This is a genomic window from Methanomassiliicoccus sp. (assembly GCA_012719175.1).
In the GTDB taxonomy this organism is placed as follows: Archaea; Thermoplasmatota; Thermoplasmata; order Methanomassiliicoccales; family Methanomassiliicoccaceae; genus UBA6.
The window spans coordinates 603,262-617,179 of the sequence record JAAYAX010000004.1; the positions used below are offsets into that span (position 1 = coordinate 603,262).

The 13,918-nt window shown below is 59.2% G+C and carries 10 protein-coding genes; 1 reads left to right on the forward strand and 9 read right to left on the reverse strand.

Going from position 1 to position 13,918, the window contains the following annotated elements:
* Positions 1–320 precede the first annotated feature (320 nt).
* From GXX95_03340 to GXX95_03360, 5 genes are all read right to left on the reverse strand, one after another.
* Entirely contained in the window at positions 321–983 is a 663-nt protein-coding gene (locus GXX95_03340) for a hypothetical protein (protein NLT37178.1), read from the reverse strand.
* A 96-nt stretch (positions 984–1,079) separates the two neighbouring features.
* Entirely contained in the window at positions 1,080–3,332 is a 2,253-nt protein-coding gene (locus tag GXX95_03345; protein NLT37179.1) for a hypothetical protein, read from the reverse strand.
* Between the two features lie 209 nt (positions 3,333–3,541).
* Positions 3,542–4,069, reverse strand: a complete 528-nt coding sequence (locus GXX95_03350; GenBank protein ID NLT37180.1) for a hypothetical protein — start codon at positions 4,067–4,069, stop codon at positions 3,542–3,544.
* Positions 4,070–4,406: 337 nt separating this feature from the next.
* A complete protein-coding gene (locus GXX95_03355) occupies positions 4,407–4,706 on the reverse strand; it encodes a hypothetical protein (GenBank protein ID NLT37181.1) in 300 nt (99 codons plus the stop codon).
* A gap of 394 nt (positions 4,707–5,100) precedes the next feature.
* On the reverse strand, positions 5,101–6,249 hold the full coding sequence (locus tag GXX95_03360; GenBank protein ID NLT37182.1) for a hydrogenase iron-sulfur subunit: 1,149 nt from the start codon (positions 6,247–6,249) through the stop codon (positions 5,101–5,103).
* A gap of 252 nt (positions 6,250–6,501) precedes the next feature.
* Between GXX95_03360 and GXX95_03365 the strand changes: the two genes are divergently transcribed.
* Positions 6,502–8,046, forward strand: a complete 1,545-nt coding sequence (locus tag GXX95_03365; GenBank protein NLT37183.1) for a PAS domain S-box protein — start codon at positions 6,502–6,504, stop codon at positions 8,044–8,046.
* Positions 8,047–8,121: 75 nt separating this feature from the next.
* On the opposite strand, the gene GXX95_03370 is transcribed toward GXX95_03365, so the two are convergent.
* The 4 genes from GXX95_03370 to GXX95_03385 all read right to left on the reverse strand — a co-directional run bounded on the left by GXX95_03370 (position 8,122) and on the right by GXX95_03385 (position 13,825).
* Positions 8,122–8,358: a hypothetical protein gene (locus GXX95_03370; protein NLT37184.1), complete on the reverse strand. Its 237-nt coding sequence runs from the start codon at positions 8,356–8,358 to the stop codon at positions 8,122–8,124.
* Between the two features lie 57 nt (positions 8,359–8,415).
* The gene (locus GXX95_03375; GenBank protein NLT37185.1) at positions 8,416–8,790 is read right to left on the reverse strand and encodes a desulfoferrodoxin; all 375 of its coding nucleotides are present in this window, start codon (positions 8,788–8,790) and stop codon (positions 8,416–8,418) included.
* 281 nt (positions 8,791–9,071) lie between these two features.
* Positions 9,072–12,605, reverse strand: coding sequence for a PAS domain S-box protein (locus GXX95_03380; protein NLT37186.1), 3,534 nt, complete (start codon positions 12,603–12,605; stop codon positions 9,072–9,074).
* Positions 12,606–12,913: 308 nt separating this feature from the next.
* Positions 12,914–13,825 (reverse strand): SDR family oxidoreductase, encoded by a 912-nt coding sequence (locus tag GXX95_03385; GenBank protein ID NLT37187.1) that lies wholly within the window; start codon positions 13,823–13,825, stop codon positions 12,914–12,916.
* Between the last annotated feature and the right edge of the window lie 93 nt (positions 13,826–13,918).

The window sequence follows — 13,918 nt, forward strand, 5'->3', positions numbered from 1 at the left end:
TCGCCAGTGCCGCTATGTCCGTGGTATCCCAGGAGGGCCTCGTCACGCCGGACCGCAATCGCACCACCTTTCTAACAATGGAGAGAGCCGATTGATAATCCCACCGCTAGATGATGCGTAAAGAATGGATGGATGTGAAGCACAGCTTTGATGTTTTTACAGGCTGGCCTAACGAACTTATTCTACGAAAGACACAGAATAATACCACGAGAAAAAAATGCGTGACCCTCAAGCCAGCCTTACACTGAACAGCTTACAGCTTATGCTCTGGCCTGAGGGTTCCGGCTCAGCAATGCTGGGGACGGCAGGGGTGGTCGTTCTCAGCCCTGGGATTCTGCGGCCAGCCTCGCCTTGCGCGCTTCCAGGCGTGCCTGGGCCTGCGCCACCACCACGTCCTTCTCGACCTGGTCGTTCATTTCTCCCAGCGCACGTTCGAACCTCGCGTCCGCGACGTCTGCTCTCCGCTGGATGCGATCTGAGACCGCGTCGATGGACACGTCGCCGCCCGATGATGCGATCTTCCCGGCTTGCTGGATGGCGTCCGCCGCCCTCTCCTTGGCCTTGGCCGCGATATCCATCGCCTCCAGGCGCTGGATCTGCTGCACCATGCCCTGGTGTTTGGTGCGGAGCGATGCCGTAGCGTCGATGAGAGCCTGCGAGGTCTTTTGCGCCGCCGCGAGCTCCTCCTCCTTGGTGCTCATCCGCTGCTCCAGCCCGATGAGCCTTGCCTCCAGGGGTGTGGCCAGGGAGTCGTTCTCCGGCTTGCTGTCCCCCAGGATGAAGTCGATGTTCTGGTTCAGCTCCTTCATCTGGTACTTGATCTGGTCCGATTCCCGCTGTACCGTGCGGACGTGACCGGCGGCGGTGGCGGAGGCATCCTCCAGGTCCTCCAAGGCCGACTCCAGGTCCCTCACGTACTGCTTCACCGCTCCGATGGAGTTGAGGTCGATGACCTTGTCCATGAGATTATGGGCTGCGCTCAAAGCTGCTATGCGTGCCTTTTGAAATAAGCTAGCTATCTCGATACCCCCTGTTAGTCATCTTTTTACATAGCTTAAAGGTATTTTGTGGTTGTTCCTTTACCACCCGGAGGAGCCGCCTCCGCGGCGCCCTCCCCTTGCCGGCCTGCCCCCCCAGCTGGTGGAGCCGCCCCTGTTCGAGGACCCCCCGGTCGCCTTCCACCCAGATGGGCTGCTGCGTCCTGGTGGAATGCCGGGACCGGGGCTTCTAGTGGTACCCCATGGCTGCTGGCCGGTGGGCGACCGTCCCGGCCCGGGGACGAGGATGGGAGGCCATACGATCTCCGGCATTTCGCCCTCATCCGAGGTCGGCCTCTCCCAGCTGTTGTCCACGTCCCTCTGGGCGAGGGAGTACGCCCTCTTGCTGTCCGCTTCCGCCCTGGTGAATAAGGAGATGCGGGATTCCAGGTCAGAGGTCCTCTCCCCCTCGCGGAGGTACCCTTCGGCGTTCTTCAGTGTGCGCTTGGCCTCCTCCTTCACCACCGGGGAGTGGTCATCGATGTACTCCCGAGCGATCGATAATTGGGCGGAGGCGTCCCGACGGGTGCTGGCGACCTTGGCGCGCTGCCGCTCCGCGGCCTCGTGCTCGCTCCTCGCTTGCACCAATACTCTGTCCGCCGCCTCATTGGCCTGCCTTGCCAGCTCGCAGGCCTTGAAGTGATCTGGTTGCGTGAGCGTCAGCTCCGCCTTGGCGGCCTCGTTCTTCCTCTCCGCGGCCCTGAGGTCGTCCTCCAGGCTCTCCCGGATGTCCTCATCGTACCGGTTGATGTACTCCCAGGCGCGGGCTATGTCCGCACTGGCGGCGCTGATCTCGTTGGGAGCGTCCCGCCGTGCGGTAAGCAGGTCCTTCTCCAACTGCTGGATGGATTTCATGAATGAATCAGCCTCGTCGAGCAGTCCGTTCCCCTTTTCCACCATCTCCAGAGCTCTGTGCCAATCGCTCTCCGCCGCCATCTCCCTGGCATCGTTCAATGCATCCGTGGCCCAGTTGACCCGGTTCTCCGCCTCCGTGCCGTTGCCCCGGATGGACCTCCATGTGGACTCGGCATACTCGTTGGAGATGTTGTCGAAGATATCCCTGCCCTCCACGATGGCGTTCTTCACCTGAGGGATCCGCGATTCCAGCACCGGGATGGCCGTGTCCACCTCCCCCTTCTTGCGGGGCAGTTCCTCCAAGGCAAGGGATGCCTTCTGCACGTGCTCGCTGGCCTGGTCCGCAAACTTACGACCCTCGGTGTAGCTTTTCTGTGAGACCAGCTCTTGGGCCCGGTCCAGGGATTCTCGGCCGCTCGCTAACAGAGAGGATACGTAGGAGGTCTTGTACCCCTCGGCCTGCATGCCCCTCTCCTTCACCGAAACCGCCTCCATGGCCGAGTTGACCTCAGAGACCTTGACCGCGTACCCGTCTATGGCCTGTTGTACCGCGGCGATCCGGTCCTCGACGTCCTTCGCCGCTTCCTTCGCTTCTCTTAGATCGGCAACTATCTTCAGGTACTCCTTCTCGATGTGCTCAAGCTCCATAACACCCAGCTTAGGGTTCTCAGGATTCCCCGCACTGTGCGCCAGTTCGCTGTACGCCAGGGAGCTGCGGTTCACCAGAGTAGTGGCCTTCTGCAGACCCTCACGCATGGGGGCCGCCTCCGTAGCCGAGACCTTTCTTTCGGTGACGTCCACCTTGATCTCCAGCATGCGGTTGGTCTCCAGGACCTCATTGATGCCCGAAGCCGCCGTCTGCTTGGCGAGCATGGCCCTCTGCCTCCAGGCCGACCTCTTGGCGCTCTGCCGCCGGTTCCAGAGAATGAGGACGACCACAGCGGCCACGGCCACGATGATAAGGACCGCCAGGAGGAGGGTCCAGTTCGTGGTGCCGGACTGCTGCTGGGCGGCTATGACCCGCCCTATCTCATTGAGCCCGGCGATGACGCCGGCGGAGTAATCTCCCTGGATGAAGTGAGGGTACATGGTGTCGGTCTGTATGCGCAGCCAGTTATCATCCAGCGCATCGTCCCACACATCCCCGTACCAAATTCCGCTCTCTCGCTCGTTGAAGGAGATGATCAACACGATGAGGTTGTTCTTGATGTTGCCGTCCTGGCCCTGCCAGGAGGGGCTGTCATCCTCCAGCTGCAGCTGGTACTGGTCCAGGTTGGCATAGGGGCTGTAGGTGGTGATGGTGCGGACCCTCACGTCCGCGCCCTTCTGCTCCAAGGCAGCGACGGCAGCCTCCACATCGTCGAGGTCGGCCCCAAAGATGCCGGCGCCGTCGATGACCGGTGTCTCATCGACCCCTTGCGAGTTCGCAATGCCAGGCATAACTGAGATTATGACTAAGGATAAACCTAGCAATATGGCAAGGAAACGAGCCGATCTACTGACCAATTTGAACCACCGAACCCGATCGTATCATAATGCTGCTCGACAGGGATTTTACTATCGGTGGTGTGTAACTCCAAATCCTCATGTTTTAGACCTGATTAAATAATAATTGATGAGGTTATAAAAAAGAAAATGGAGAAGAGGTTTTACGCTGTGACTCCAGATACAGACGCAGAGACCGTGTAGGTGCCCGGGATGTTGTACACTATCTTCAGGGTTCCAGTGTATGTATCAGCGGGGATGAGACGCTCCACGGTTATGGTATATGTCAGGCTCGAGTAGGTGAAGGAAGTACCGGATCCTGTAAGAGTTGCTCCACCAGTTGCAGTGCCAGTCAGATTAGCCACTATTGACCCTATGTCAGACCACTTCACGGCAGCTGTTGCATCCGTCTTGTTGATTGTTAAGGTTATGGTTGCCTTTGTTAAGTCCTCAGGAGTGACAATTGTCCAATCATAAAGCACCCCATCGTCATCAGTAGCATAGTAGGTGTCAGAGGGAGCGTTATTGAGATAGAGAGCGATCGCCTCTGTGCCGTGAATAGCTACTTTGTTTGTTGTCTTGGTCGGTGATGTCAAGATCACCGATGCTCCTACCAGTGCAGCAACAGCCACGAACACTCCCACGAGCGCCAGTGGAGATACTGCCTTTCCGAATAGTCTTACTTTCCTCATATCAATACATCCAGGCCATTTTATGGCCAGGAGAGAACATTTTCGATTGTTATTCATAAATATTGTATTCAAAACAAGTAGTTAATCTAAATAAAAATCTTTATTATTATCATACCTGATACTTGTGTGCAGTTCGTTCGACCAGTATGTTTAAAATTAATTGTGGACATGAGGCGTTTTATTATCTACCTCTTAAAAATATTATAAATCATATTCAACAATGATTCGCCTTTTAAGGCTAGCTGAATATGGAGATTGCGCCCCTGATGATTGATGTGATCATCCATTGGTGATCTGAAAATGGCTCGGTATCCACCTCATTTTTCTTGGAGGTCGCTCAACGCACGTCGGCCTGCTGCGACTGCTCGCGCTTCCTGCGCTCGATCTCCTTCTTTACGTCCTCGATCTCCCTCTCTATCTCCACCTTCTCGTCCTCGAGGTCCTCGAGCTGCTCCTGCAGCTGTGTCAGCTCGTCCTCCATGCGCCTCCCCATAGGAGGAATGAAGGGATCCCAGGGGTAGTATCCGGGGTAGAACACGTCCGGGGGCGGGCGCACCCGGGGGTCCACCCAAGGTGGCCACCACGGGCCCTGCGGCCCGTACCTTCTACGCCTTCTCCGATCTTCAGAACCATGCATGACCATGCCTGCCGAGGAGATTTTGGGAACGCATGTCTATTAAAGGCATCGCAGGTCGCGACGTTCCAAGAGGTCACCGTAACAATATGCGGACCTCGCTCTCCTTATCCAGGATATTTTTGCTACCTATGATCAGAGTATTGTCCTTGGCATTTTTTCTAAGAGAAGTGCGGGTTGACATCCCTTACTTGAAGGGACCTGAGCACCGAGCGTCCGGCAAGCGTCCTTGAGGAGTCCACCGGTAGTCCCTCCACAGAACATGGACTTGTCACAGGAACGGCGTCATTGATCACGTTCCCTGCGACCTTCTACCAAATCTTACCGCTGTGTTCGGTACTGGGTTGGCGAAAGTCCTGACAGCCTAGGGAGGGCAATGGTGGAATGACGGCGACCTCTACCGGTACGCCGTGTGGGTCAGCTCGTCCCGGCCGTGGTACAGCGCCGAGGTCATCTTCTCCTCCTCGGCCGGGGCGCGCATGGGGCTGGGGCCCAGCTCCGCGATCTTGGTCACGAATTCTTCGATGACGGCGCGGAAGCGGTACGGCTCATCGGCGTCGATCCACTCCACGCCCAGCCTTGCGGTGTCGAAGCCGAGCTGCTCCAGCACCTTGTTCAGGAGGATCATGCGGTTCCGGGTGCGCACGTTGCCGCCCTGGTAGTGGCAGTTGCCCTCGGTGCCGCCCAGGACCAGCACGCCGTCCACACCCCTGGACATGGCGCGCATCACCCACTCCGGGTCCACGCGGGCGGAGCACGGCGTGCGGATAATGCGGAAGCGCGCATCCATCTGCATCCTCTTCAGTCCGGCAAGATCAGCGGCTGGATAAGAGCACCAGTGGCAGGCGAACACCAGTGTCGCCGGCGAAGGCTCCTTGGAGTCCAGCAGACCTTCGGTGAACTCATCTATCTCGGCGATGACCTCCTCGTTGGTGAACCCCTCCAGGTTGAGCGCCCCAGAGGGGCAGGCGGCGACGCAGGCACCGCAGGCCTTGCACTCCGAGCGGTCTACCCGGGCCACGCGATGCCCGCCGTCTATCGGCTTGAAGTCTATCACGCCCGCCTTGCAGGTGGTGGCGCACACGCCGCAGCCGGAGCACAGCTCCTCGTTCACCGCCGCCCCCGGCCCGAACTTGGACGGCCTCATCTTGCGGGCACGAGCAATGGACATGGCCAGCTGGTCCATGGCCTTGGAGGTGGCGCTGTCCTCGTCGAGGGAATGGATCCAGGCCACCTGGTCGCGGAGGTTCGACTGCTCCACCATGAAGCGGTTGATCCCCGCCCTCTCTGCCACATCCTGGAACTCCGGGAGGTACGCTCGTGGGGAGCAGGCAGCGATGACGATGCGGTCCAGGCCGTTCTCGCGTATGACCTCGGTTACTTTCTCTCGCGAGCTTGAGGAGCACAGGTAGTCCGCCTTGTCCACGTAGACCACGTCCTTCTCTTTCTGGGCAAGGTCACGGAGCTTGTCGTAGTCGATCAGGCCCTTTATGGTCTGGCCACAGTCACAGAGGAATACGCCGATACGGGGGGTGCTGCTCTCCATCAAGAAACCTCCAAGGTTGGATAAGGCTATTTGATGCACCGCGTAGATAAAAGAATGTCCCCGGAATCAGAGCTGGTGGCAACCTTGTTCCGATATTCGTGACCCTTGTCCCTATGGTCCAACCGCTAGCCACCATCATAGATGAGGGGAACTCGGTCGTTGCCCGTGGTGCCCTACGTGACTATTGTTTTTGATGGCCAGGTGGGGAAGTATTTAGACCATTAGGGTCTGGGACTTTCTGGAAGCACCCCCATGAAGGTCGAGGAAAGGACGAAGCTAATCGTCATCACGATCCTCCTTAGCGTAGCCACCTCCGTGACCTTCTACTTCCACATCGTCCTGCAAGAGGGTACCATCTTCACCCAGTTCTTCTACCTCCCACTCACCCTGGCCGCGATCTGGTACCGCCGTTACGCCTTGCTGCTGGTCGCCTATCTCGCGGCCTTGCTGTACGTCACGGACCTGTACATAGGGAGCATGGGCATGCTGGCCAACGACATCCTGCGCACCACGTTCTTCCTCATGGTCGTCATCGTAATATCCTACTTGAGCGAACGCCTGAGGAGGACGCAGGAGGTGCTGGAGAGGTCCAACGCCCTCCTGGAGGCCGAGGTCGATCGGCGGACCGGGGAGCTAAAGAGCGCGAACGCGGAGCTGTTGCGGGAATTGGAGAAGCGGAGGAGGGCCGAGAACCAGCTGGCCGAGGAGATGGAGAGGCTATCGGTAACGCTGTCCAGCATCGGGGACGGGGTCATCGTCACCGACACCATGGGTAGGGCGCTGACCATGAACGACAACGCCGAGCGTTTGACGGGTAAGACCATCGAAGCGGCGAAGGGATTGGACGTGGGAGAGGCGTTCCCCTCGGTCGATGCGTCGGGCAATCTACAGAGCCCCACGGCACAAAGCCTCGCCGACGGAGGCATCCATCCGCTCGAGGGCCTCTATCTCCTGAGACCGGACGGGACCCGCATAGCTCTGTCGGGGACGGTGGCCCCCATAAGGGCGAGCGACATGACCATCGGAGCGGTGGCGGTGATCAGGGACGACTCCGAGAAGGATAAGGTGAGGCAGCAGATAGCGCGGGCCAACAGGGTCAGGGCCATAGAGCTGATGGCCGGGGGAGTTGCCCATGATCTCAACAACATCCTCACGGTGATGTCCAGCAACGTGGAGCTGGTCAAGCTCAGGATGCACGACGATCCTGACGCCCGGACCAGGCTGAACGAGGCCGAGAAGGCCACGGAGCGAGCGCGAGAGCTCGTCCGGCAGATGATGTCCCTGTCCAAGGCCGACAAGCCGGACAGGAAGCTCATATCCCTCAAACCGGTCCTGCGGGAGGAGGTGGAGTTCAGCCTCCGGGACTCCCCGGTCCGGGCTGATATGGATATCACCGACGACCTGTGGGACGTCATGGCCGACCAGGTGCAGGTGCGAGGGGTGATCTCCAACCTCGTGATCAACGCCCGCCAGGAGATGGTCGCCGGCGGAGAGCTCAAGGTCCGTGCTGTCAACGTCACCATCGCGCCAGGGGATGGCGTGCCGCTGCCGGCCGGCCGCTACGTTAGGATCTCCGTACAGGACCATGGGCGGGGCATCGCCCCCCAGGACCTGGACCGCATCTTCGAGCCGTACTACACCACGAAGAGGACCGGCTGCGGCCTTGGCCTGCCCATATCGCAGTCCATAGTCCTGGGCCACCGGGGGCATCTGGGTCTGGAGTCCGAGGTGGGGAAGGGGACCACCTTCACCATACACCTGCCGGCCGCCGATGGGCAAGCATCACCGCCGTCCTGAGCGATGTCGCCATTCAGGAGCAACAGCTAAAAATAAGGTCACCTGTCCGGCTACTTCAGACGATCGGCGATGATCTCAGGAGTGCCGCCTGTTAAGCTCCAGCTCGGGGACGTGGATGAAGCCCATCATATGCAACCAGTAGTACACCGCCTTCAGGTCGGAGATGTCCCAGCGCTCGCCCCGCTCCATGGCCACCGCGAACAGGGGGAAGTCTATGCTGTCCTCACCGCCCCTATAACGCTCCTGGAGCCACTCCATCGCCCGGTCCATGAGGATGGACAGCTCGGTCGGCCGGTCCGTTTGGAAGCCCATCGTTCAACCTCTAGCCTTCACTTGCTAATTAACGCACGCCTTATAAAAGAGGGAAGGTCAGGCCTTCCATAGTCCGTGAAGGTTGCAGTACTCCCGAACCGTGAACGTGGTAGGGGTGCACCGGAACTCCGCCACCGGGGGCATTCCTGGCTTGAGATACTTCCTCATGACCCTTCCGTCGGACACGACCTCGATCCACTCGATGTAGTGCTTCTCCTCCATGGGATGGAGCACGCTGCCGACCGTGACCTTGATGCCGTCCGCCGTCCTCTCCACCACTGGCACGTGCTTCTCCTTGGCGGCGTCCACGGTGTTCTCTACGAACCTTTTCATCGGCTGTCCGTGGCATACCAGCTCTCCGTTGCCGCCATGGACGACCTCGACCACGTTCCCGCACACGCTGCACTTGTAGATCTCGTTCAGTGATGTCAAGTCCTTGCCTCCTGTATTCTGACCTCAGAGCTATGGAACGGACAGGCTGCCAGGGCGGGCCGTTCCTGCCACACCAAGAGCTCATGGTCCTCACTTACGGAGATAGATAATGGGCTGTCCCCTCTTGAAGGTGGTCCCTGAGCCGGCCACTTCCCTTTGAGGGCCTCGTATTGCCCCAGGGGCAAGGTCGTGGGCGGTCTCATTTGAGATCATTGCATATCGTGCGTCTCACTTCCAGTGGCCTTGGGAGCAGCGACCCCTGGTGGCTCCACTGCGCTCCCTCACCCTCGGCTCACCGATCTCCACGCCCCGCTGGGCACCTTGATCTCGAAGCGGGCTCCCCTGCCGGGCTCGCCGTTCTCGCAGATGCTGATGCCAGTTATGGACAGGATCTCCTTCGAGAGGAATAGACCTAACCCCGTGTTCTTTCCGTAGCCCTTGGTGAACAGCTTGCCCTTGTCCGCGGCGGCTATCCCCTCGCCATCGTCCTGGTACGTTATCTCCAGGTCCCCGCCGTGATCGATCATGGAGATTGTTATGGTCGTCAGCTTCCCCCCGCCGTGGCGGAGGGAGTTGTCCATCAGGTTGTAGAACACCTTCTCCACCAATGGATCGGCGAAGAGCTCCAGTCCAGTACCTTGGATGACTAGCTTGACGTCGCGCATGGGCAGGGCCGCTGCCGCGTTCCACGCCAGGGCGATGACGTCCTGCCACACCGCGGACCTCACCCCCAGCTCCTCGTAGTCCTTGGTGAAGTCGATCTGCCGGGAGATCGCTTCGGAGGCCCCTTGCGCCCTATCGATCAGCTGTTTCATCCTTTCCGGGACGTTGGGGACCGATCTTCCCAGGTAGATATTCCCGTCCAGCACCAGCAGCTGGTTCTTGATATCGTGTCGCGTTATACCCGATAAGAGAGTAAGCTTCCGGTTGGCCATGCGCAGGGCGTTCTCCACCCGCCGCAGCTCGGTCACGTCGTGGAGGACACCTTCCACACCCTTGAGCGCGCCCCTGTCATCGTAGGCGAACCTGTTGTTCGATACCACGTGATGCACCGTCCCGTCCCGGGACCTCAGGGCCATGGGATAACCGGACAGGGAACCAGTTTTGCTCAGTGCCTTCATGAAGGCGTTCACATCTTCAGGGTTGGCGAACATCCTGGATATGGGCAGGCCGATCATCTCCGCGGGGTAGGAGAACCCCAGCAACCGCGCCCCGGACGGGCTGACCATGGTGAAGTTGCCGTCCATATCGGCCTCGTACACCAGGTCGATGAGGTTGTCGATCATGGTCCGTTTCTTTCTCTCGCTCTGCTGCAAAGCGTCCTCCGTGCGCTTGCGCTCGGTGATGTCTATGAACGTCGTGCAGGTGAACTGATCGAAGACCATCCCGCTTATGATGACATCTTTCACCATTCCGTCCTTGCAGGTCACCTTGAACTCCATGGGCTCTATGTCCTTACCGCTGAGCTTTGATTCCCTGACCGCGGTCATCCACACATCGATGACCTTTCGTCTGTATTCCTCATCGGGGTACGCCCGGGTCCACCAATCATCGAGGGTCCTAAGATCATCGACGGTGTAACTGAAGTATTGCTGGAACTTGTTATTGATGTACTGGAAGGTCCCGTTGTTCCCTATCAGGCAGATGGGGACGGGCATCATGGATATGAGCTGCCGGAACTGCTCCTCCCTATCCAGGAGGGCGTCCTCGGTGCGCTTGCGCTCGGTGACGTCCACGAACATAGCGGCCATGGAGCCGGGGGAGGTCTGGAATGCGGTAACGGCGAACACGCCGTTGATAGACCCTCCTTGGTAGGAGAGCTGCTCGGATTGCCAGGTGCCGCCATGCTCCGCTACATGACGGTACTGCTCCGGGACCTCGGTCCCAGCGAGCGCGGGGAACGCCGATTCCAGGGTCTTGCCGACGATCGGAATGTGGCTCATTCTGAGGATCTGATCGGCGCTGGGATTGGCTCCGGTAAAGATCAGGCTCCGGTCCGGCCTCAGCTCGTAGAAGTGCATGCCGTACGGCGAGCTCACTATCACGTTCCGGTACCTGGCCTCGCTCTCCTGGGCGGCCTTCTCCATGAGGATGCGATCGGTGACGTCCCGTCCGTGGAAGAGCAGTCCCTGGACCCCCAGCAGGTCTGGAAGGTAAACGAAGGAGCCTTCGATGTACAAGGTCCGACCATCGCGGTCAAGGCTCCTGAAGATAGGTATGTTCACTATTTTACCGGGATCGTGCGAGGCCTGCTCCGAGCACGAGATTATCTTATGGTAGTCGTCGGGGTGGATCTTCAACGGGTTGTCGTCGCTGGTGCATACCGTTCCCAATATCTTCTCCGCATCGAGCCCCATGAGGCGCAGGACCGAGGGGCTGACATAGGTGTGCCTGCGGTCCCTGTCGGTTATGGTGGTGAAGTCGGACAAGCACTCGGTGAACGCGCGGAACTTTTCCTCGGACACCCGGAGCGCTGCTTGACTGGTTCCCAGCCTGTCAACGTGCCTCTTCAGCTCCTCCTTGTCGCGGGTAAGCTCCTCGTTCGCGTCCTTCAGCTTGTCCTCGACCTCCTTCATCGAGGTGATGTCATTGGTGGAGACCCCCAGCCCGCCTCCCACCCTGAAGGCCCTGATGGTCAACCAGCACGTTCCGAACCGGTCCTCGGGCATCTTCTCCACGCTCGTGAACGGGACCCCGGTCCTGATGACGTCGAGGAACCGCTCACACTGTCCTCCTTGACCGAACTCGGGTAGGAGGTCCACCAGGTTCCTGCCGGTGACGTCCTCCTTCCTGGTTCCCGGGGGCAGGTAGCCCAGGGCGTTCTTGTTGAGGTCGATGAGGTTGAGATCATGGTCCCAAATGGTGAAGGCATCGGAGGCAGAGTCCATGAACATCTGGAGCTGCTCCTTGCTCTCCCGCAGTTCTTTCTCTCTCCTCAGCAGCTCATCGTACTGATCACGGAGCTTCTGCTCGGAGGCAATGATCCTCTCATTGGCGGCGCGTAGCTCCTCCTCCGTGCTCACGCGATTTGTTATGTCGCGCATGGACTCGATGGCACCGACGACCTCTCCCTTCTGATCGTACAGGGGGCTGGCCTTGGCCATCACGGTGGTGGGACGACCATTATTCCAGAATATGGTGGACTCCGCGATCAGATGGCCCCCCTCGGACTGGACGAAGCGGTAGTTCTTTAAGAAGGCCTCATCGGGTTCCAGGATCAGGTCGGCGAGCATCTTGCGCCTCTTTCCATATATGGGTAGGGAGTGCTCGCGGTCCCCCTTACCCATGATGTCAGCCGAGGAGATGTGCGTCAGCTCCTCCATGGCCAGGTTCCAAGCGATGACCCGACCCGAACGGTCGATAGCGAACGTAGCGTCCGGCAGGAAGTTGATGATCTCCGAGAGACGCTTCTCCGACTCCTTGAGGGCCAGCTCCGCGCTCCTCCTGTTTATCGCCTGGCGGATCTTGTAGGCCAGCTCGGTGAACTGGGAGGCCGGGTCCCCGCCCTTCTGGAGGTAGAAGTCCGCCCCCTCGTTCAACGCCTGGATTGCGATCTCCTCACGGCCCCGGCCGGTGAACAGGATGAATGGGATGTCGTTCCCTGACGTCCTCACCCGGCGAAGTAACTCGATGCCGTCCATGTCCGGCATCTGGTAATCGGAGACCACGGCATCATACCACTTCTGGCTCATCAGAGATAGGGCATCGAGCGCGGAGGTGACGGTGTCGATATTGAAGTGTCCCAGGCTCTCCAGGAATATCTTACCGATATCGAGAAGGCCGGATTCGTCATCGACATACAAGACAGAGAGCATGATCAAACACCAATCAGGGTGACCAGAGGAACCATCGACCGAGGCTCTTCCCGCATCGTACCGGTAAGGTGAAGAACCGTATAAAGGATGCTATCCAGACATGCGGACAGCGGACTACGGACGTGTGACCATATGCCTGGAAAGGCGATGCGGAGATGGTGCATCAGGAAAAAATTAGAATGATCGCAACCGAGATCGGAAGAGGATACGAAGGGTTGTTCACACCACCGATGTCAAGCGATGCACCTAACGAACATCGGTCAAACCTCGGTGTTCGAAGCCCCCGGTCCCGCTCACCCCTCGTAGTTCTAATCGCCGATATCCACCCTGCCGGGATCGGTGGAGCGCATGGACTTCAGCCCATCCTCGAAGGACATCATGCGGACGTCTAGCTCCGCCTCCACCCTCTGCGAGCTGAGGCACAGATATCTCCCTCGCTTCGCCACCAGGTCGGAATCGGCCACGCTGGCCCGCCGGCACAAGGACGAGGGAAGGCCGAACACCTCAGCCACCTGGAGGCCCATCTCGTAGCGGTCGAGGCAGTCCGCCCCGGCGACGTGGTAGATGCCCTGGCCATCCTTATCCAGCACCTGGAGCAGCACCTTGGCACAGTGGGGCGCGTATGTAGGGCAGGTCCGCCTGTCCTCGAAGAGGTTGACCATCTCCCCCTCCCTTAAGCGGGATAGGGCCCAGGTGACGAAGTTCTCCTTATCGATGAGGCGGTTCCATCCGTACAGTAGGGACACCCGGGCCACGATGTTACTTTCGTCCGCATCCAGGGTGATCCTCTCGGCCTCCAGCTTGGTCTGGGCGTATATGCCCAGGGGATCGGGGGTATCGAACTCGAAGTACGGCTCCCTCTTCTGGCCGTTGAACACCGCGTCAGTGGACACGTACAGGAGCTTGATGCCATTGAGCTTGCAGGCCGCGGCCACGTTTAGGGCGCCCTCAGCATTGACCTCCCATGCCTCCTGGGGGTTGGTCTCGCAGCGGTCCAGGTCCGTTATACCTGCGGCCAGGATGACCGCCTCCGGGCGTACGGACCTCAGGACCTCGCTGACCTCACCCTCGTTCCGAACATCCATGTGGACCAAGGTCCTCGTCCCTATCTTGGCATCGTTGTCGTGATAGGTCGCCGTGACCTCCCACCCTCGCTGGTATGCTTCCAGCACCAGGTACTGGCCCAGCAGACCGGTCCCGCCGATAATCAGCAGCCTCATTGCGTTATAATAAACACTAGTTCGAATTAAACTTGCTCCTGAATCGGTCGCCTGATATCGGATAGAGGACGGTGACGTTCCTGATCGTTCGAG

Excerpts from the sequence above, each read along its gene's own strand:
- GXX95_03345 (NLT37179.1), bottom strand. The coding sequence starts at position 3,332 with ATGCCTGGCATTGCGAACTCGCAAGGGGTCGATGAGACACCGGTCATC.
- GXX95_03350 (NLT37180.1), bottom strand. The coding sequence starts at position 4,069 with ATGAGGAAAGTAAGACTATTCGGAAAGGCAGTATCTCCACTGGCGCTC.
- GXX95_03355 (NLT37181.1), bottom strand. The coding sequence starts at position 4,706 with ATGCATGGTTCTGAAGATCGGAGAAGGCGTAGAAGGTACGGGCCGCAG.
- GXX95_03360 (NLT37182.1), bottom strand. The coding sequence starts at position 6,249 with ATGGAGAGCAGCACCCCCCGTATCGGCGTATTCCTCTGTGACTGTGGC.
- GXX95_03365 (NLT37183.1), top strand. The coding sequence starts at position 6,502 with ATGAAGGTCGAGGAAAGGACGAAGCTAATCGTCATCACGATCCTCCTT.
- GXX95_03370 (NLT37184.1), bottom strand. The coding sequence starts at position 8,358 with ATGGGCTTCCAAACGGACCGGCCGACCGAGCTGTCCATCCTCATGGAC.
- GXX95_03380 (NLT37186.1), bottom strand. The coding sequence starts at position 12,605 with ATGCTCTCTGTCTTGTATGTCGATGACGAATCCGGCCTTCTCGATATC.
- GXX95_03385 (NLT37187.1), bottom strand. The coding sequence starts at position 13,825 with ATGAGGCTGCTGATTATCGGCGGGACCGGTCTGCTGGGCCAGTACCTG.